The 18,639-nt window shown below is 62.5% G+C and carries 14 protein-coding genes; 7 read left to right on the forward strand and 7 right to left on the reverse strand.

The genetic code is table 11. The features are described from left to right. The first annotated feature begins 1 nt into the window (after position 1). Both MMAR10_RS08405 and acs read left to right on the forward strand, forming a co-directional pair. Positions 2-1,750 carry a SulP family inorganic anion transporter gene (locus MMAR10_RS08405; protein ID WP_011643559.1) on the forward strand — a complete coding sequence of 583 codons (1,749 nt, stop codon included), beginning with the start codon at positions 2-4 and terminating at the stop codon, positions 1,748-1,750. 108 nt (positions 1,751-1,858) lie between these two features. After that, the gene (gene acs, locus MMAR10_RS08410) at positions 1,859-3,814 is read left to right on the forward strand and encodes an acetate--CoA ligase (protein WP_011643560.1); all 1,956 of its coding nucleotides are present in this window, start codon (positions 1,859-1,861) and stop codon (positions 3,812-3,814) included. Positions 3,815-3,817: 3 nt separating this feature from the next. On the opposite strand, the gene MMAR10_RS08415 is transcribed toward acs, so the two are convergent. Next, positions 3,818-5,323 carry a hypothetical protein gene (locus tag MMAR10_RS08415; RefSeq protein ID WP_011643561.1) on the reverse strand — a complete coding sequence of 502 codons (1,506 nt, stop codon included), beginning with the start codon at positions 5,321-5,323 and terminating at the stop codon, positions 3,818-3,820. A 188-nt stretch (positions 5,324-5,511) separates the two neighbouring features. Here MMAR10_RS08415 and MMAR10_RS08420 point away from each other — a divergent pair, with 188 nt between their 5' ends. Then, positions 5,512-6,030 (forward strand): hypothetical protein, encoded by a 519-nt coding sequence (locus MMAR10_RS08420; RefSeq protein WP_011643562.1) that lies wholly within the window; start codon positions 5,512-5,514, stop codon positions 6,028-6,030. A 251-nt stretch (positions 6,031-6,281) separates the two neighbouring features. On the opposite strand, the gene aceB is transcribed toward MMAR10_RS08420, so the two are convergent. Continuing rightward, positions 6,282-7,925: a malate synthase A gene (gene aceB, locus MMAR10_RS08425; protein WP_011643563.1), complete on the reverse strand. Its 1,644-nt coding sequence runs from the start codon at positions 7,923-7,925 to the stop codon at positions 6,282-6,284. Between the two features lie 82 nt (positions 7,926-8,007). Beyond that, entirely contained in the window at positions 8,008-9,294 is a 1,287-nt protein-coding gene (aceA, locus tag MMAR10_RS08430; RefSeq protein WP_011643564.1) for an isocitrate lyase, read from the reverse strand. A gap of 159 nt (positions 9,295-9,453) precedes the next feature. Between aceA and MMAR10_RS08435 the strand changes: the two genes are divergently transcribed. From MMAR10_RS08435 to MMAR10_RS08450, 4 genes are all read left to right on the forward strand, one after another. After that, positions 9,454-10,884 carry a helix-turn-helix domain-containing protein gene (locus MMAR10_RS08435; protein ID WP_011643565.1) on the forward strand — a complete coding sequence of 477 codons (1,431 nt, stop codon included), beginning with the start codon at positions 9,454-9,456 and terminating at the stop codon, positions 10,882-10,884. Positions 10,885-10,895: 11 nt separating this feature from the next. Then, positions 10,896-11,516 carry a suppressor of fused domain protein gene (locus MMAR10_RS08440; RefSeq protein WP_041636884.1) on the forward strand — a complete coding sequence of 207 codons (621 nt, stop codon included), beginning with the start codon at positions 10,896-10,898 and terminating at the stop codon, positions 11,514-11,516. A gap of 306 nt (positions 11,517-11,822) precedes the next feature. Continuing rightward, the gene (locus MMAR10_RS08445; RefSeq protein WP_011643567.1) at positions 11,823-12,071 is read left to right on the forward strand and encodes a type II toxin-antitoxin system ParD family antitoxin; all 249 of its coding nucleotides are present in this window, start codon (positions 11,823-11,825) and stop codon (positions 12,069-12,071) included. Further along, the gene (locus tag MMAR10_RS08450) at positions 12,068-12,358 is read left to right on the forward strand and encodes a type II toxin-antitoxin system RelE/ParE family toxin (protein WP_011643568.1); all 291 of its coding nucleotides are present in this window, start codon (positions 12,068-12,070) and stop codon (positions 12,356-12,358) included. Before MMAR10_RS08445 ends, MMAR10_RS08450 begins: the two co-directional genes overlap by 4 nt. An 80-nt stretch (positions 12,359-12,438) precedes the next feature. Here MMAR10_RS08450 and MMAR10_RS08455 read toward each other — a convergent pair whose 3' ends face one another. The 4 genes from MMAR10_RS08455 to MMAR10_RS08470 all read right to left on the reverse strand — a co-directional run bounded on the left by MMAR10_RS08455 (position 12,439) and on the right by MMAR10_RS08470 (position 18,458). Beyond that, positions 12,439-13,530 (reverse strand): ferritin-like domain-containing protein, encoded by a 1,092-nt coding sequence (locus MMAR10_RS08455; RefSeq protein ID WP_011643569.1) that lies wholly within the window; start codon positions 13,528-13,530, stop codon positions 12,439-12,441. Between the two features lie 756 nt (positions 13,531-14,286). Continuing rightward, complete coding sequence (locus MMAR10_RS08460) at positions 14,287-15,225, reverse strand: sterol desaturase family protein (protein ID WP_011643570.1); 939 nt, start codon at positions 15,223-15,225, stop codon at positions 14,287-14,289. Between the two features lie 2 nt (positions 15,226-15,227). Then, the gene (locus MMAR10_RS08465) at positions 15,228-15,656 is read right to left on the reverse strand and encodes a hypothetical protein (RefSeq protein WP_011643571.1); all 429 of its coding nucleotides are present in this window, start codon (positions 15,654-15,656) and stop codon (positions 15,228-15,230) included. An 81-nt stretch (positions 15,657-15,737) separates the two neighbouring features. Then, positions 15,738-18,458 carry a TonB-dependent receptor gene (locus MMAR10_RS08470; RefSeq protein WP_011643572.1) on the reverse strand — a complete coding sequence of 907 codons (2,721 nt, stop codon included), beginning with the start codon at positions 18,456-18,458 and terminating at the stop codon, positions 15,738-15,740. Between the last annotated feature and the right edge of the window lie 181 nt (positions 18,459-18,639).

The following is an 18,639-nucleotide window of genomic DNA, read 5'->3' on the forward strand; positions in this document are numbered from 1 at the left end:
CATGGCCTGGCTGCGGCGCCTCCTGCCCGGACTTGAATGGCTCGACGGCTATGACGGTCATCGACTGACCCAGGACGGTCTGGCCAGCCTGGTCACCGCCATCCTGCTGATCCCGCAAAGCCTGGCCTATGCCCTCCTTGCCGGCCTGCCACCGCAAGCCGGGCTTTACGCCTCCATCGCGCCCCTGGTCGCCTATGCCCTGTTCGGGTCCAGCCGTGTGCTGGCGGTTGGGCCTGTAGCGGTGATCTCATTGATGACCGCAGCCGCGATCGGTTCGCTTGGCCTGACAGACCCGGCCGACCTGATGGCCGCCGCCGGCGCCCTCGCTTTGCTGTCCAGCGTCTTCCTCTTGTTGTTCGGCGTGTTCCGGCTGGGCAGTGTCGCCAATTTCCTGTCCCGCCCGGTGGTGGAAGCCTTCATCACGGCATCGACCGTACTCATCATCGCCAGCCAGCTTCGCCACTTTCTCGGTGTGGAGATGGAGGGCGCGACAATCCCGGAACTGGTGGTTTCGCTGATCCGCCAGTTCGACGGGATCAATACCACGGCGCTGGCAATGGGCGTGATTAGCCTGGCCTTTCTCCTGGCCTCGCGCTCACTCCTGCCCAACCTGCTGGAGCGGACCGGACTGGCGACATCCCATATCAGCATCCTGACCCGGATCGCCCCGGCCGCCCTCGTCGCGCTGACGGCGCTGACGGCCTGGGCCTTCGGACTGCAGGAGCGGACCGGCCTGTCGATTGTCGGCGAACTGCCCTCCGGCCTGCCACCTTTCGCCTTTCCGATCGTGCCACTGGAGACCTGGCGGGCGCTGATCGGACCGGCGGCGCTGATTTCTCTGGTCGGCTTTGTCGAGAGCGTATCGGTTGGACAATCGCTCGCCGCGCGTCGCCGCGAGACCATCAATCCGAACCGGGAATTGCTCGGTCTGGGCGCAGCCAATGCGGCCGCGGCCTTCACCGGCGGCTATCCGGTCACCGGCGGGTTCGCGCGCTCGGTGGTGAATGAGTCGGCGGGCGCTGAAACACCGGTCGCCGGTGTCTTCACGGCGCTCATCATTCTCCTCGTCGCCGCCTTCCTCACTCCGCTTTTCCACCATCTCCCGAAAGCGGCCCTCGCCGCGACGATTCTGGCAGCGATCTGGCGGATGGCGAATTTCCATGACGCCTGGCTGGCCTGGAAATACTCCCATGCCGACGGGGCCGCGGCCTTCCTGACCTTGGTCGGCGTGCTTTTCCTCGGGGTCGAGATCGGTCTGACCCTGGGCGTCGCCCTGTCGGTCGGGCTCGTTCTCCAGCGCACGATGCGACCGCACTGGGCGGAGGTCGGACAGGTCCCGCGCACCCATCACTTCCGCAATATCAACCGGCATGAGGTGATCTGTTCGCCGCATGTGGTGTCGCTGCGGATCGACGAGGCGCTCTATTTCGCCAATGCGCGCTTTCTGGAAGACCTCGCCGGCGAGATCATCGCCCGTGAAAGCCGTCCGACCGACCTCGTCCTGCTGTTTGCCGCCGTCAATTTCGTTGATGCGAGCGCCCTTGGCAGCCTGCGGGTGATCAATGCCCGTCTCGGGGATGCCGGGGTCAAACTCCACCTGTCCGAGGTCAAGGGCCCGGTCGCTGACAAGCTGCTCGAGGCGGGTTTCTACGAGGAATTGTCCGGCGAGGTTTTCCTGTCCCACTACGCCGCCATGCGGACACTCGACCCGGCAACCACCTTGCGCGCGGAGGGCGTTTCACCGGATTGACGGGTTGCGGCCTGCCGGAAGCCGGGCCGGCCTGATTGCCTGCTCCGGCTGAATCGCTATCGTTCTGCCCGGATCTGACCAGACACGATCAAACGAGACGAGGCCGACATGTCCCAATCCGCTCAGAATGCCATCTACCCGGTCGCCGCCGAACGCGCCGCGGCGGCGGGCATTGATGCCGACCGCCGTGCCGACATGTATCGCCGTTCGCTCGACACGCCGGATGAATTCTGGCGCGAGGAAGCGCAGCGGATCGACTGGATAGTGCCCTTCACAGAAGTCTCGGATGTCAGCTGGAACAAGGATGACCTGCACATCCGCTGGTTTGCCGACGGCACCCTCAATGCCAGCGCCAACTGCATCGACCGGCACTTGCCCGCGCGAGCCGATGACCCCGCCATCATCTGGGAGGGTGATGATCCGACCGTCGATGCGACCATCACCTATGCCCAGTTGCACGAGAAAGTCTGCCGCCTGGCCAATGGCCTCAAATCTGTCGGCGTGAAGAAGGGCGACAGGGTCACGATCTACATGCCGATGGTCCCGGAAGCGGCCTATGCCATGCTGGCCTGTGCCCGCATCGGTGCCGTTCACTCGGTCGTCTTCGGCGGCTTTTCGCCGGACGCGCTGGCCGGCCGTATCATCGATTGCGAAAGCCGTTTCGTCATTACCGCCGATGAAGGCCTGCGCGGCTCCAGACCAATCCCGCTGAAGGCCAATGTCGACAAGGCGGTCGCGACCGCCGGGATTGTCGACAAGGTGATCATGGTGAAACGCACAGGCGGCGCGGTTGACTGGGACGCCAGCCGCGATGTCGCCTACGAAGCGCTGGTCCAGGCGGCCAGCCCCGACTGTCCGCCCGAGCCGATGAATGCCGAGGACCCGCTCTTTATCCTCTACACCTCAGGATCGACCGGCAAGCCCAAGGGCGTGTTGCACACGACCGGCGGTTACATGGTCTGGGCCTCGATGACCCATGAATATGTGTTCGACTACAAGCCGGGCGAGATCTACTGGTGCACCGCCGATGTCGGCTGGGTCACCGGGCACACCTATATCGTCTACGGACCGCTGGCCAATGGCGCCACCACGCTGATGTTCGAGGGCGTGCCGACCTGGCCGGGACCGGATCGCCTCTGGCAGGTGGTCGACAAGCACCAGGTCAACACGCTCTACACGGCACCCACCGCGATCCGGGCCCTGATGCGTGAGGGGGATGGGCCGGTGAAGAAGCACTCCCGCTCATCCCTGCGCCTGCTGGGCACGGTTGGCGAGCCGATCAATCCGGAAGCCTGGAACTGGTATTACAATGTGGTCGGCGACGGGCGCTGCCCGATTGTCGATACCTGGTGGCAGACCGAGACAGGTGGCGCGCTGATCACCCCCCTGCCCGGTGCAACGGCGCTGAAACCGGGCTCGGCGACATTGCCGATCTTCGGGGTCGAGCCGGCCCTGATGGATGCCGAAGGCCAGCGGATCGCCGATAGCGGACCGGCCTCGGGCAATCTCGTCATCTGCCGCTCCTGGCCCGGTCAGATGCGGACCATTTACGGCGATCACCAACGTTTCATCGAGACCTATTTCTCGACCTATCCCGGCCTTTATTTCACCGGCGACGGGGCCCGGCGTGATGAGGACGGCTATTGGTGGATCACCGGGCGGGTCGATGATGTGCTCAACGTCTCCGGACACCGTCTCGGCACGGCCGAGATCGAGAGCGCACTGGTCGCCCACAAGGATGTCGCCGAAGCGGCCGTGGTCGGTTATCCGCATGACCTCAAGGGTCAGGGCATTTATTGCTATGTCACCCTGATGGGCGGACGTGTCGCCGCCGATGAGGATGTCGACCAGCTCAGGAAATGGGTACGCCAGGAAATCGGGCCGGTGGCGACACCGGACCTGATCCAGTTCGCCCCGGCCCTGCCCAAGACCCGCTCAGGCAAGATCATGCGCCGCATCCTGCGCAAGATCGCCGAGAACGAATTTGGCAATCTGGGAGACACGTCAACGCTCGCCGACCCCGGCGTTGTTGACGACCTGATCGAGAACCGGAAGAACCGTTAGGGTTCACCGGGGCTCGGTCGCGGGCGTGGAATGGCTGAGCCTGACTTCAACCCGTCCGCCGGCGAACGCGTATCCGCGTATGGCGACAAAGGCAGGGATGGCGCTGAGCTCGCCGACCACGAATCGTGGATCGAGGGAATAGGCGCCATCCGGCCCCGGACTGTCATCCACAGTCGCGATCAGATTTCGGTCGGCGTCATAGAGCCGTATGAACGGGTCCATGCCATCGAGTCCCATGACAGTCAGCTCATCGCCGCTCTCTGCGCCGCTGAGTGCAACCAGCACCCATTCATTAACCGGCACCTCGAGGCGCTCACCGACTTCCCCATCATCCGGCCACGCCAGACGCGCGGCCTCGTCCGCGAAATCGCCGACTGCCGGATATAAGTCCTGGCTACTGTAGGATTGCGTCGTACCATTACTGGGCAGGAGCGATGCACTGACCAGAGTAGCTGAGCCCGAAACCGCCTCCAGTCCGCGTTCAATGCAAAGCTGCCGCCGGCCTTCCAGTGCCAGGCGGTCGGTCTCCTCGACCGGCAATTCGAAACCGGGATAGGGGCCGGTCGCGACGTGATTGAAATTGAGTTCGCTCTGACACGGCAGGGAAGCACCGGTGCGAACGCGTCTCCGGTATTCGAGACGCAGGGAGTTATACTCCCACATCGCCTGACAGCCGAGCCGGGTCACAACCATGTCGTCGCGCTGGCCTTCCGGGTAGTCGAGAACACCCAACGCTTTGAGCACATCCAGATTGGCATCGATCTCGTCGCGATCCGGCGGCCTGAAATCGATCTCGTGGAAGCGCCCCAGCATGATCGTGCGATAGGTCTGATAGAGCTCGGACGAACGCATTGAGGACGCCACGCTGCGCGCCACCGCATCGTCGAGCACACAGCCGATGAAATTGCGGAGAGCGTCATCATTAATGGTGGCGATATTGCCGAACTTCCCGCCCGGGCGAGACACGCCATTATTGGTACCCAGCGCCAGCAACTCCTCGTCAAACCCTTCCAGCATGGCATGCAGGTCGAGCGCGACAGTGCGGGTGTCAAAGACACTGAAGCGATGGACATCGGCCTCGAGCGCGGACACCGACTCGGCTTCTTCCTGGTTCTGGATGGAGCGGGCAAGCCGCAGGATATCGTCGGGCGAAATGATCAACGCGGCGATCAGCATCATGCCCAGGAACCGCATCACGCCGTCATTGGACTTCAGAGCAAAGGCAAAGATGAGCGCTGCGCCGGCAAGTGCGATGACCGCTTCGAACACCCGATTGAAGGGAAAGGCGTTGAGCGCATAGACAAGGGCGAACACGACAATGACGGCGAAACTGACCCAGAAGCTGCGCATCGCCAATCGTTCCAACAGGTTGTGCCAGTCGGGACTTTCCCAGAAACGCCAGCGGATCAGGCCACCCTTTCCGGTTTGCGGTGCCTGACCTGGCCCTTCTTCCGGTGCGCCTTCGGGCGCCTTCGCTGCAGCAGCCTGCTCCTCGTCGCGCTCCGACATGTCACGCCCCTCCATTCAACCCGAGCGCACACTATACCAATAGTCGACCTGAGCGCGAATCACTTTGGGTTGCCGGGCACAAGCCGGCCCACACCGGTTTTCCCGCGCTCTGTCGGCCCAGCCCCTCGCCGCCCCGGACAAAAGCCGCTATAGCCAAGACAGTCCCTACCCGCCGAGCGGAGTTTATCGTGCGTATCCGATTTGCCTTACTTGCCCTGACCTCCATTGGCGCGCTGTCTGCCTGTGCCACCGAAACCGTGCCCATGTGCCGGGCCCCGCTGGGGTATGAGATGGCGGCCTTCTCGGCCATCATCAGCCATAACGAGACGGCGGTCGCCGATGCGCTGGCGCCGGGACTGGTGCAAAACGCCTTCATTTCGCGCGATCCGATGATCCGCGCCCATGTCTGGGGCAGTGAGGGCAATACACGCGGCACGGTGACCGGCATGCTGAGCCAGCCGCCACTGTGCATTTTCGACGATCCGGGCTTTGTGGCGACCGAGGCCTCGCGCCAGATCCTGGTCTATCCGCAGCGCCGTTACGACCGGGTCGCACCGGCCCCGGAAACGCCACTCCTCGACGCGCCCTTGCCTTATGGCACCTATCGCGGCGACTACATGACTTGCCGCTTTGAACAGACGGCAACGGGCTGGAAGCTGGCGGATCTGTGCGGTTACCGGATGCCGGGCACGGGTGTGACAGGCTAGCCAGGCGCAGGTTTCTCCCGGCTCTTGTCATCCCAGATGGACGCCCGGCGCAGGCCGGGCGAAAGTCAGGGACCTAACTTGTGGCCGCCACATGGGTCCCCGCCTTGCGTCCGGCCTTCGCCGGACATCCAGCGGGGATGACAATTGCAGAGGGTCGCCGCCCCCCAAACAAATACGGGGCCCGGGCCGGTCATTCGACCTCACCCGGACCCCGCGCCTGAGACGACCAACCGTCATCAGCCTGTTTGTTGTCAGTCCTCGAATTCCATCAGCTTCATCGGCGCCTTGAGTTCGGCCGTGAGGCGGTCATAGGCCGGCAAGGTCAGGAATTCGGCGAAGTCCTCGGACAGGACCAGCCCGGTCAGGATATCAGCAGCGGCGCGGATGCGATCGCACAGCTCGGTCTGATCCGGCACTTCATCCTGGATGGTCGAGCAGATGTCCTCGATCTTGTTTTCCAGCATCGGGCCGGTGAGCGCGGTGCCTTCCTTGGTGGACTGACCGAAGGTGCGCCATTGCCACAGCTGGGCACGGGCGATCTCGGCTGTCGCGGCATCCTCCATCAGATTGCGGATCGGCACCGCTCCGCGTCCACCCAGCCAGGCGGCGATATAGCGGATGGCGACGTCGATATTGTCGTTGACGCCAGCATCGGTGATGTCGCCGGCCGGAGCCTCGAGCAATTGCTGCGTGGTCACCGGACGCTCGTGCGGGTCGGCCGGACGGTCGAGCTGGTTGGGGCCCTTCATGCGTTCGTTGAAGACTTCCATGGCAACAGGAACCAGATCGGGGTGAGCGACCCAGGTACCGTCATGGCCATTCTTCACTTCACGCAGCTTGTCCTCGCGGACCTTCTCGGTCGCTGCCGCATTGGCAGCCGGGTCATTCTTGACCGGGATGAAGGCCGACATGCCGCCCATGGCGTGGGCACCCCGGCGGTGACAGACGGCCACCACACGGCGCGAATAAGCCGCCATGAAGGGTGAACTCATGGTCACGGCCGAACGATCCGGAAGGACATGTTCCGGGCGCGACTTGAGGCGCTTGATATAGCTGAAGATATAATCCCAGCGGCCGCAATTGAGGCCGACGATATGGTCTTTCAGCTCGTACAGGATCTCGTCCAGCTCGAAGGCTGCCGGCAGGGTCTCGATGAGAACCGTGGCGCGCAGCGTGCCGCGCTCCAGGCCGAGCTCGTCCTCGGCATGCTGGAAGACCAGGCTCCACAGACGCGCTTCCAGCCGGCTTTCCAGCTTGGGCAGGTAGAAATACGGCGCCGTGCCGCGTTCCTTCAGGGCCGCGTGATTGTGGAAGACATAGAGGCCGAAATCGAACAGCGAGCCGGAGATCGCCTGGCCGTTGACATGAACATGGCGCTCGTCGAGATGCAGGCCGCGCGGACGGACGATCAGGACTGCCGCGTCATCCTTAACCTGATAGCGCTTGTTGTTCTTGGGATCGGTGAAATCGATCTCGCGGGTATTGGCGTCGCGCAGATTGATCTGGCCCTCGATCAGGTTCGACCACAGCGGTGATGTCGCGTCCTCGAAGTCTGCCATGAAGCATTTGGCGCCGGAATTGAGCGCGTTGACGACCATCTTGCGGTCGACCGGGCCGGTGATCTCGACGCGACGATCCTGCAGGTCGGCGGGGGCCGGACGGACCTTCCATTCGCCTGAACGGATGTCGACGGTTTCGTGCGGGAACATCAACAGCGCGCCCTGGTCGAGCTCGGCCTGGCGCTCCTTGCGGTAGCGCAGCAAGGACTGGCGTCGCTTTTCGAAACGACGGTGCAGGCCGGCCAGGAAGCCGAGTGCTTCATGGCTGAGAATGTCGCGATAGCCGGGCTCGAGATGGCCCAGGACTTCGACGCCGGAAGGGGCAATGAGGGTCATGTCAGTCTCCTGGATGGGGCGGAGAGAAGACCGGGGTGCGCTCGGAGGGACCGCACCCCGGAAAGGAGCAGTGAGTGAGGCGTTACTCGGCTGCGAACTGGGCTGACTCGGTGGATTCGCCCATGGCCGTGGTCGAGGCCTTGCCGCCGGAAATGGCCAGCGAGACCTTGTCGAAATAGCCGGTGCCGACTTCGCGCTGGTGACGCGTTGCGGTGTAGCCATCGGTTTCGGACGCGAACTCGGCCTGTTGCAGCTCGGAATAGGCACCCATGCCACGCGACTTGTAGCCGCGAGCCAGTTCGAACATGCCGTGGTTGAGCTGGTGGAAGCCGGCCAGGGTCACGAACTGGAACTTGTAGCCCATGGCGCCGAGTTCCTGCTGGTAGGTTTCAATCGTGGCCTTGTCCAGATTGGCTTCCCAATTGAAGGACGGCGAGCAGTTGTACGCCATCATCTTGCCCGGGAATTCCTTCTGGATCGCCTCAGCGAAGCGGCGGGCTTCGTCGAGATTCGGCTTGGAGGTTTCCCACCACAACAGGTCGGCGATCTTGGCATAGGCCAGGCCACGCTTGATGCAGTGATCAACGCCAACGCCTTCCTTCAGGCGGAAGAAGCCTTCCGGCGTGCGGCCAGCGTCGAAATCGATGAATTCATGGTCGCGCTCGTCGATGTCGGAATTGATCAGGTTGGCGGATTCGGCATCGGTCCGGGCAACGGTGATCGTCGAGACACCCATGACATCGGCGGCGAGACGGGCCGCAGCGAGATTGCGCTCGTGCTGGCTGGTCGGGATCAACACCTTGCCGCCCAGATGGCCACATTTCTTTTCGGCTGCGACCTGGTCTTCGAAATGGACGCCGGCAGCACCGGCTTCGATGAAGGCCTTCATGATTTCAAAGCAGTTCAGCGTGCCGCCAAAACCGGCCTCGGCATCGGCGACGATCGGGGCAAACCAGTCACGGCTGGCCTCGCCGGTCTCGGACACTTCGATCTGGTCGGCGCGCTGCAGGGCGCGGTTGATCTTCTTGGCCAGTTCCGGGGCCGAATTGGCCGGGTAGAGCGACTGGTCGGGATACATGGTGCCGGCCGTGTTGGCGTCGGCGGCGACCTGCCAACCGGACAGGTAGATGGCCTTCAGCCCGGCGCGGACCATCTGCATGGCCTGATTGCCTGACAGCGCGCCCAGCGCGTTGATATAGGGTTCGGTCTTCAGGAGCTCCCACAGCTTGTTGGCACCGCGCTCGGCCAGGGTCTGGCTGATGGTGATCGAGCCGCGCAGCTTCTGCACGTCTTCGGGGGAGTAGGGACGCTCGATACCGTTGAAACGATCATCGGCCGTGTTGGGGACCAGTTCCGCAAAAGTCGTCATTTTTGTCTCCGTTCCGGCTTGGCCGGTTTGGCTTGCTTGATATTGACCCCAAGCTGTCAAACGGAACGCGACCTGTCGATATGGCTTTTCCTATAAAGAGGTTTGCGTGTATGATCTCTACATTGTGTTGATGTCAGTTTGTAAATTTTGGTACAAAACATGAGCGACAACCAGGCTTTCGAGAAGATCTTCGCCGGCGCCCGCCTGCGCCGCCTCAGGCGCGAACGTGGCATGACCCAGGCCGAGGCGGCCGAAGCCCTGGGCCTGTCGGCCAGCTATCTCAACTTGCTGGAACGCAATCAGCGCCCGGTGACCGCGCGGGTGCTGCTGGCCCTGGCCGAAGCCTTCGACGTGGATGTCCGCAGCTTTGCCAATGAGAGCGATCGGCAATTGATCGCCGACCTCACCGAGGCGGCTGCCGACCCGGTCCTGGCCGGTCTCGAGCTCGACCGCGTGGAACTCAACGAGCTCGCCGACAGCCAGCCGCGCGCCGCCGAGGCCCTGACCCGCCTGTTCCAGTCCTATCGGGAAATGGCCACAGCCACGGCCGATCTCGCCACGCGCATGTCCGGCCCCGGCGCGACAACGGGCGGCCCCGGTGTGGTGCTGGAATCCGTCCGCAACGCCATCGACGCTCACCACAATCACTTCCCCGACCTCGAGGAAGCCGCCGAGGCCCTGAGCGACCGGGCCGGTCTGCGCAGTCGCAATCGCGACCAGGCGCTGGCAGCCTATCTGCAGGACCAGCACGGCTTTACCGTTCGCGTGCTGGACGAGGACGTGATGGCCGGCGCCCGCCGCCGCCTGGACTTTCACGGTCGCCGCCTGCTGCTGTCGGAGACCCTGCCCCCCGCCTCACGCGGCTTTCACATGGCGGTCGTGCTGGCGAGCCTGGAACAGGCCGATCTTCTCGACAGCCTGTGTGACCAGATCGATCTGCCCAGCGCCGAGGGACGGCGCCTGCTCAGGATCGGTCTCGCCAATTATTTCGCCGGCGCGGTGCAGATGCCCTATGCCGCTTTCCACAGGGCCGCCGAGACCAATCGCTATCATCTCGGCGTTCTGCAACGCCGTTTCGAGGCCAGCTATGAACAGGTCTGCCATCGCCTGACCACGCTGCAGCGACCGGGCGCGCGCGGCCTGCCCTTCTTCATGATCCGGGTCGATGCGGCGGGCAATGTCTCCAAGCGCTTCGGCGGCGGCATCATGCCCTTTGCCCGCGCCGGCGGCGGCTGTCCGAAATGGAATCTCTACGACGCGCTGCGGATGCCCGAGCGGATCCTGACCCAGTCCTTCGAACTGCCCGACGGCACCCGCATGCTGTCGCTCGCCCGTGGCCAGTCAACGCAAGGCCCCACAGGACAGCCGCCCGTCCTGCACGCGATCGCCCTGGGCTGTGACTGGGACAATGCCGGCAAGATCGCCCATGCCGACGGGATGAGTGACGCCAACCCGGCCGCGATCGGTCTCGCCTGCCGCCTGTGTGACCGCGAAGACTGCGCCCAGCGCGCCTTCCCGCCCCTCAACCGCAAGCTGACAATGGACCCGCACCAGCTGCGGGCCTCGCCTTATGCGTTCGGGGAGAGTTGAGGGAAAGCACGATGGAAGAACACCGCAACTACACGACCGATGAATTTGAAGCGAAGCTCGGCCGAATAGAGAGAGGCTGGCGATTGCAGGAGTTCAACACCCATCAGCCTTTTCAAATCGTGGAAGTCGCATATCCGGACCCTGTCGCGGATCGGGCTTTTGCGACATTGGGCCTGAGCAATCTCCGCGTTTGCGCCTCGAACCCGAACCAAATGATCGGCACAGAACTCATTATCGGGCTTAGCCAGAAACACGCCGGGTCATGGGTGCTGCAAATGCTGGAGCGTCTGGCCAAATCCGTAATTGGCGGCGAAGACCCGGTCGGCCCAGGGTGGGGATCTAACCCAGTCGGCCCAGGTTGGGTATCTATGATTTTCGATCCATTGCCGACGGCCCCCTGGTTCGATCGCTTCTATTTGAGCGAGTTGAAGACAATTTCACCAAGCACCGGTGATGAAATCACACGCATCAACGACGTGTCGATCCTGTCTGTGGTGCCGATATCCGAGTCAGAACATGAATTCATTGCACAGAGCGGCAGCATCGAATTCGACCGGGCGCTGGCTAACTTGCGCGCCCATCCGTGGGACCTCGACCGAGCCCGAATACAGCGCGACTTGTCGCGACCATGACGACCAGGGGCGTTGCCCTATGCGTTTGGTCAGGATTGAATCCGCAGTCATTGCAAGGTCCTGACCGGAAGCGCCGAGCGCGCATCGCCCCATAAATCGCTTGCCGGGAGTAAGCCGTCTCCGCTTCTTCAACTCAAGGGGCAGGCCCGCGCAGCGGCGGCTTCGCCGCCCTTGACTTGAAGAAGCGGAGACGGCCCGCTGGCTGACAAGCGATCTATGGGTCGACCCGCGCCTGGGCGGCCTTTTTGAACTAGCATCAGCCCCACACCCCTCCTATATTCATTTTGAATATCCCGGAGCGCAATCATGGCATCGACCAGCCTCTCACTCGGCCCCCACTGGGAATCCTATATCCGCGATGAGGTGGCGAGCGGCCGCTATGGAACGGCCAGCGAAGTTGTCCGGGCAGCCCTGCGGGAGCTGGAGGGCCGCGGCGCGCGACTTGCCGCCCTGCAACACCATGTCCGCGAAGGCCTCAGTGAAGCGGATCAAGAAGCCTTCGTTGATGATTACGATATCGAGACGATCATAGCCGAGGCCGGGCGAGAGGCATGACACTCCGGGTGCGGCTTACGCCGCGCGGCGTTGCAGATATCAAGGCCATCGCTCGCTACACCACGCAGACGTGGGGCCATTCGCAGTGTCAGAGCTATTTGCGGTCCCTGGACGACCGCTTCAGATGGCTCGCCGAACATCCGGCCTCCGGGCGACCGCGCGACGACGTCGCCGAAAGTTCCCGTTCATTCCGACACAACGCGCACATCGTTTTTTATCGCACCCGCGACGACGGTATTGACGTCCTCGCGGTCGTGCACAGCGCCATGGATATCGACGGCATCTGATCAACCCTCCCCCCAAAAGAAAAGGGCCCCGCGCAATGCGAGGCCCCAAGTCCGGGATACTGTGTGTGAGCCGGTCCGGCCTATTCGGCCATGCCGCCAACCGCATGCACATAGGCCGTGCGGACGTCCTGGTGCTTGACGGTGTCGAGCTCGCGGGCGATTTCCTCGTCCTGCCTGGCGAGGGCGTCGAGGTCCTGATCGGCATAGTGCAACACGCCCATATCGGCATAGGCCTTCTGGATCTTCGGACCCCACAGGCCGATATCCTTGACCACCGGTACGATGCGCTGGAAGAGCAAGGTCTTGAACAACTTGTTCATTTCTGACTGCTCGGCCCAGGCGACACATTCCTCGACCGGCAAGCCCATGACTTCATAGACTTCCCGCGCCTGGAAACGGTCGCGCATGTGATAGCAGGCCTCGACCAGGAATTCCTCGCGCTCGTCGCGCTCGGCCTGGGTCAGGTGCGGATAATAGTCCCGCAGTGACAGGCGACCGAAAGCGACATGACGCGCCTCATCTTCCATCACATAAGCATTGACCATTTTGGCCAGCGGGTTCTGGGCCAGGTCACGGATCGTGCCGAAGGCGGCCAGGGCCAGCCCTTCAATGACGACCTGCATGGCCAGATAGGTGAAGTCCCAGCGGCTGTCGCGCAGGGCCTGGTCGACCAGCTGGCGCAGCGGTTCGGTCATCGGATAGGCGACGCCGAACTTGGTCATCAGATTCTTGTAAGCCTCGACATGGCGGGCCTCATCCATGACCTGGGTCGCGGCGTAGAATTTGGCGTCGAGATCGGGCACCGATTCGACGATCTTGGCAGCACAGATCAGGGCCGCCTGCTCGCCCTGCATGAATTGCGAGATATTCCAGGCCTGGGCATGACGGCGGAACTCGATACGTTCCTTCTTCGTCATCTTGTCCCACATCGGCGAGCCGTGCAGCGCGATGCCTTCATCGGGCAGCTGCATCGGGTTTTCCGGGTCCAGCTCCAGCGTCCAGTCGATGCGATTGACCGCATCCCACTGCATGTCCTTGCCCTTCTGGTACAAGTGCATAAGGGTCGAGCGACCTTCGTCATACTCGAAGTCGAACGTGGCGTCGAACTGTTCCGGGATCGACCAATTCTTGTCGATGTCCTGCATCGGATATAGATCGCGAAGCGATGCCATGGCGCGTTACCTCCCCAGGAGCGACCAAACATGTCTTGCATTGCCAATATTTTGTACAATGCGGATTGGTGAACAATGTTCACAACCCGAACGTCTGTCAAAACGAGCCGTTTGGCAAGCCCTGAGACGAAACGTGGCCGGGATATTTTATCGACTGTCCGTAGCCCTTGGCGCGATGGGCCGCGTGGCGCCGGGCGTCCGCCGGGGGTGCGGGCATGCGCCTTCGTCTTCGGCCGCGATTGCGCCGAAGGGTGGGAGGGAACGGGATGTCGGCGGACACCGGGGTGTCCTGTTGGTGGTCTGCGGTGTCCGTGATGTCCTCGACATCCCGTTCTCGGAGATTTCCCGGACGCTCTCGCCCCCGATTCCAATGCGCCAGGTACTGAGGGTCGGTCGTTTAGTGCCCCTGGACCTGATCGCACGCCCTGCCGGAGCTTTGGGGTGTCACATCCAAAGCGCGGACAGGCTCCGCTCGTTCCCGGGCACAAGTGACTGAGCTCGCGCCTCCCGTCCCGAAAACCAAGGGCAGTGTCCCATGGCGGATAAGGGGGGAGGATAAGTTTCCTGGATTTTATGCTGGGTGATGCGTTCCCTCTCCCTTGGGAGAGGGCCAGGGTGAGGGGCAAATCCCGGTGACCGCAAGAGTTTCTCCCCTCATCCGCGCTACGCGCACCTTCTCCCAGGGGAGAAGGAAAGGGGTGCAGGGCGGGGATAAGTGGCGCGCATCAAGCAGGGGGCGAGGCGTGGCCCACGCCCCTACTCCGCCGCCTCGGCCTCAGCCTCTGCCGCCTTGTCCTGCCGGGCCTGCCATTTGGCCTTGATGGTTTTGGAGGTCTCCCGCGATCCATCCGGCGACCAGCCAGGCGGGGCGAGCAGGTAGAGTGCCGCGTCCTTGAGCGATTTCGCGCCGGCCATGTCCTTCACGATACCCATCCACTCATGCAGGCAAATCTTGACCGGGTTGAAGGTGCCGAGATTCTTGACGATGCCGTAGCGGCAGGGTTCGTCGTCACGTTCTTGCTGGAAGGTGCCGAACATCTTGTCCCAGATGATGAAGATGCCGGCATAGTTCCGGTCAAGATAGATCGGATTGGTGGCGTGGTGGACGCGGTGGTGCGAGGGCGTGTTGAAAACCGCTTCGAACCAGGCCGGACACCGTTTGATGGCCTCGGTATGGATCCAGAACTGGTAGATCAGGTTTAGCGCCCCGACAAAGGCGACCATCGCCGGATGGAAGCCGAGGAAGACCATGGCCGAGCCGAGCCACAGGAATTTCAACGTGAAGGGGCTGATCCAGGGCTGACGCAGAGCGGTGGTCAGATTGTAGTGCTGGGACGAGTGGTGAACGACATGGTCGGCCCAGAACCAGCGCACTGTATGGGCGAAACGATGCGACCAGTAATACAGGAAATCATCGAAGACGAAGGCGATCACCCAGACCCACCAGGCGAAGGAGATATCCAGCAGGCGGTTGTCGTAGACAAAGACCGACCAGCCTCCCAGCAGTAGGCCGAAAATGATGCCGGAGACGTTATTGCCCAGCCCCATGATCAGACTGGCCGCCGTATCCCGCGTCTCGAAACGGGTCTTGCCGGTCAGGCGGGCGTGAACCATCTCGGCAAAGACCGAAAGGGTGAAGAACGGGATCGCCAGGGTGATCGGGTTCCAGTTCTGGACGAAGGCAGGGACCTCCATGATCAGGCCCTCGCAACTGGCTGGAGGTCGGACAGTCGGCCGGCCCAGAGCGAGGCCTCATCGGCCGTGCTGAACCGCAATCTGGCCGGCGCAAAGACAAAATCATTAAGGCGAAGCCGCACGGCACTCCCCTCCTCCACGACTGCGTCCCGCACACTGCCGGGCACCAGATAACGGATCACCAGGTCACTGCCCCGGGCGACCAGAAGCCCGAGGCAATCGCCGGAGCGCTCGGCGATCAGGGCCGCTGCGCCGTCAACGGCCAGCACACCCTCGCCGGCGTCGAAACCAACCCGGTCGGCATCCAGCCGACGGGCCGCGTCGTCCAGATCGACCAGGCGTGCAGGTCGGCTGATGCCGAGCCAGGCATTGATCAGGACCATGACACTGACGCCGAGAACAGACCCGGCCAACAGATAAATGAGCGACATCACACAGCTCCGCGTCCAACGAAAACGGGCGGGACCCGAAAGGTCCCGCCCGCGATCATACGCTTATTTGAACGTTGTTCACTAGCCGCGAACACGCAGGGTGATGCCGTAGGTCTGCGGATCACCCGGATAGGCGTTGTAGCTGGTGCCGAGATAACCAACCGACGGGAAACCGCCCTTGGTGTAGTTCTCGTCAAAGATGTTCCGGCCCCAGAGCTGGACTGCCCAGGCACCGTCATCGGCGCCCAGCGTCACAGATGCGTTGTAGAGCTGGAAGGCATCCTGGTTGGCGAAGGGACGCGGGTCCTGGCTGGTCGTGTGACCAAATTCGGACACGTGGTTCATCTCACCGCGCCAGGACATTTCCATGCCCTCGCCGAGCTGATGCGTGTAGGTCGCCGTCAGCGCGCCGAGGAACTCGGAATTGCCGCGGTCACGACCAGACAGGTCGTTGAACAGGGCCGTCACGCCAGCGCCATTGGTGCGCTCGGCACCCGGTACGCAGAGCGCGAAGTCCGGATCGGTCGCATCGAAGCTGTCCGGGCAAGGCGCGTAGAGATATTCGCCATACTTGCTTTCGAACAGATAGGTGAAGCCACCGGTGATCAGGAGATTGTCGGTCGGAGCCCACTGACCTTCGAACTCGATACCGGACACTTCGATCGAACCGGCATTTTCCAGAGCAAAGCCGTTGCCGACGAAGTTGTTGGTCTGGAAATCGGTCACTTCCTGGCGGAAGTAGGCAGCCGCATAGACAAAGCGGCCGTCATCGAATGAGCCCTTGGCACCGAACTCGATGTTTTCCGCGGTTTCTTCCTCGAACTCGAACACGCCGGTGAAGGCGGCATTGGTCGAGACGTTGAAGCCACCCGGCTTGTAGCCCGTCGCGTAGGACGCATAGACGTTGAACGTGTCGGACACATCGTAGGACAGGATGATGTTGCCCGAGAAGTTCGAGTCATTGCGCGAGGTCGGGAAGTTGCCCGCATTGACCGGCGGGAAGTTCTGGAAGGCAGTGAAGCCCAGCAGCGGGTTCAGGGCCGGATTGGCGGCCTGGGCTGCGGTCAGCGGCGAGGTCGGCGAGATGCCGAGCGCCAGCAGCGTGTTCAGCAGGGTCGGGTCGCCGCCAATGGCTTCCGCCTGAGCCTGACCGAACAGGATGGACGGGACCAGATAGGCACAAGCGTCACCGCCGATGACACCGAACAGGCCCGGATCACAAGTGCCTGGCGTCACCAGACGCAGATCCTGCGCAAGGTCGGCAAAGGAGAAGGCCGACATCGGATCGGGCTGGTTGATCGCCGTCACCATTTCCTTGTCTTCGTCGGAATAACGACCACCGATCGTGACCGTGAACTGGTCGGTCAGATGCCAGTCGACCGTACCGAAGGCCGACCAGGCCGTCGTGTCATACTGGTAGCTTTCCGAGATCAGGCCATGTTGGGTGGAAATGAAGCCTTCCGCCGGGGTCGTCGGCAGGGCGCCATTGCCCGATGCCAGCGGCACGAAACCGCCAACGCCGGCGGCCTGGTTCATGTCGAGGAAGATCTCGAGCAGGGACACACCACCCGTGCCGGCCGGAAGACCGAAGGACGCGACGAGGTCCGCAACAGAGCCAGCCGAAGCCGCGTCGAAGAAGGTCCGCGCATCGGCACCATAAGGCGTCGAGTTGTCGTAGCTCAGCTCGTTATTGTAGTAGAAGCCGCCAAACATCCAGTCGACCGCATTGTCGCCCGTGGAGGTCACACGGAACTCCTGGGTGAAGCTGTCATACTGGTTCTGGATCGAACGCAGGCTGATCAGGTCCAGATCCGAGAAATCGGCGTCGAAGATCTGGTCTTCGTCATACTGGCGGTAGGCCGTGATCGAGGTGAAGGTGAAGCCGTCAAAGTCATGCTCGATCTGGGCCGAGATGCCTTGCGTGGTCAGATCGGTATTCAGGTCACCATCAATGGCAATCGTGTCGCCGCCATTGACGTCAGCCGGAACGGCCGTGCCGCCGAGGCCGACGAGAGCGCCAAGGTCGATCGGGTCATAGAAGGCGAACGGAGCCGCACAGCAATTCTCGTCAAGCTGACCCCAGTCGGCGATGATGCGGACTTCGGTATTGTCGCTCGGGTTGAACAGCAGCTGGCCGCGGAAGCTCATGCGATCGCGGTTATTGGCCTCACGCCCGTCAACGACGTCGATATAGCCGTCATTCTGGTGGATATTGCCGTCGAGGCGGAAAGCCATGTTGTCGGACAGCGGACCGGTCACGGTGCCGCGCGTCTGGCGCATGCCGTAATTGCCGACCGTCACTTCACCGGCATAGTTGAAATCAAAGTCCGGCGCCATCGTGATGACGCTGACAACACCGGCCGGCGTGTTGCGGCCGAAGATGGTGGACTGCGGGCCACGAATGACCTCGATGCGCTCAACCGACATCAGGTCGTTGATCGCAGAGCCCGAACGCGGGCGGTAGACACCGTCAATGAAGACGCCGACGGACGGCTCGAGGCCGGGGTTGAAGCTGGACGTACCGATACCGCGAAGATTGAACTCGGTATTGGTCGATGTGGCGAACTCGGACACGCGAAGCGCCGGAACGAGGGTCTGCAGGTCAGCGGCATCGCGGATTTGCGATTGCTCGAGCTGCTCGCCGGTGACGACGGCGACAGAAACCGGCGTGTCCTGAAGCGTCTGTTCGCGCTTTTGGGATGTCACGGTAATCACGTCGACCTGGGCCATTGCGCTACCCGCAAAAAGCCCGCTCAAAATTGCCGTCGTGCCCATCGCGACGGCTTTGGAAAACAGTTTCATTGGAATTTCTCCCCTGTGGCGCGGTTTTATTAGCCAACCATTCCGCGCATCTGTCCAATATATGAACACCGCTCGACACCTCTGTCAGCCGGTTTATCCCAGTCCCGCAAAAAACATGCCCGGCCTGATGCACGGATACCTCACCCAGTGTTTTGAATTTCCGTCAACAATCTGGCTCTTT

This window comes from Maricaulis maris MCS10 (assembly GCF_000014745.1).
GTDB classification, from domain to species: domain Bacteria; phylum Pseudomonadota; class Alphaproteobacteria; order Caulobacterales; family Maricaulaceae; genus Maricaulis; species Maricaulis maris_A.

Excerpts from the sequence above, each read along its gene's own strand:
- MMAR10_RS08435 (WP_011643565.1), top strand. The coding sequence starts at position 9,454 with ATGAGCGACAACCAGGCTTTCGAGAAGATCTTCGCCGGCGCCCGCCTG.
- MMAR10_RS08440 (WP_041636884.1), top strand. The coding sequence starts at position 10,896 with ATGGAAGAACACCGCAACTACACGACCGATGAATTTGAAGCGAAGCTC.
- aceB (WP_011643563.1), bottom strand. The coding sequence starts at position 7,925 with ATGACCCTCATTGCCCCTTCCGGCGTCGAAGTCCTGGGCCATCTCGAG.
- MMAR10_RS08445 (WP_011643567.1), top strand. The coding sequence starts at position 11,823 with ATGGCATCGACCAGCCTCTCACTCGGCCCCCACTGGGAATCCTATATC.
- MMAR10_RS08455 (WP_011643569.1), bottom strand. The coding sequence starts at position 13,530 with ATGGCATCGCTTCGCGATCTATATCCGATGCAGGACATCGACAAGAAT.
- MMAR10_RS08450 (WP_011643568.1), top strand. The coding sequence starts at position 12,068 with ATGACACTCCGGGTGCGGCTTACGCCGCGCGGCGTTGCAGATATCAAG.
- MMAR10_RS08465 (WP_011643571.1), bottom strand. The coding sequence starts at position 15,656 with ATGTCGCTCATTTATCTGTTGGCCGGGTCTGTTCTCGGCGTCAGTGTC.
- acs (WP_011643560.1), top strand. The coding sequence starts at position 1,859 with ATGTCCCAATCCGCTCAGAATGCCATCTACCCGGTCGCCGCCGAACGC.
- MMAR10_RS08470 (WP_011643572.1), bottom strand. The coding sequence starts at position 18,458 with ATGAAACTGTTTTCCAAAGCCGTCGCGATGGGCACGACGGCAATTTTG.
- MMAR10_RS08415 (WP_011643561.1), bottom strand. The coding sequence starts at position 5,323 with ATGTCGGAGCGCGACGAGGAGCAGGCTGCTGCAGCGAAGGCGCCCGAA.
- aceA (WP_011643564.1), bottom strand. The coding sequence starts at position 9,294 with ATGACGACTTTTGCGGAACTGGTCCCCAACACGGCCGATGATCGTTTC.
- MMAR10_RS08460 (WP_011643570.1), bottom strand. The coding sequence starts at position 15,225 with ATGGAGGTCCCTGCCTTCGTCCAGAACTGGAACCCGATCACCCTGGCG.
- MMAR10_RS08405 (WP_011643559.1), top strand. The coding sequence starts at position 2 with ATGGCCTGGCTGCGGCGCCTCCTGCCCGGACTTGAATGGCTCGACGGC.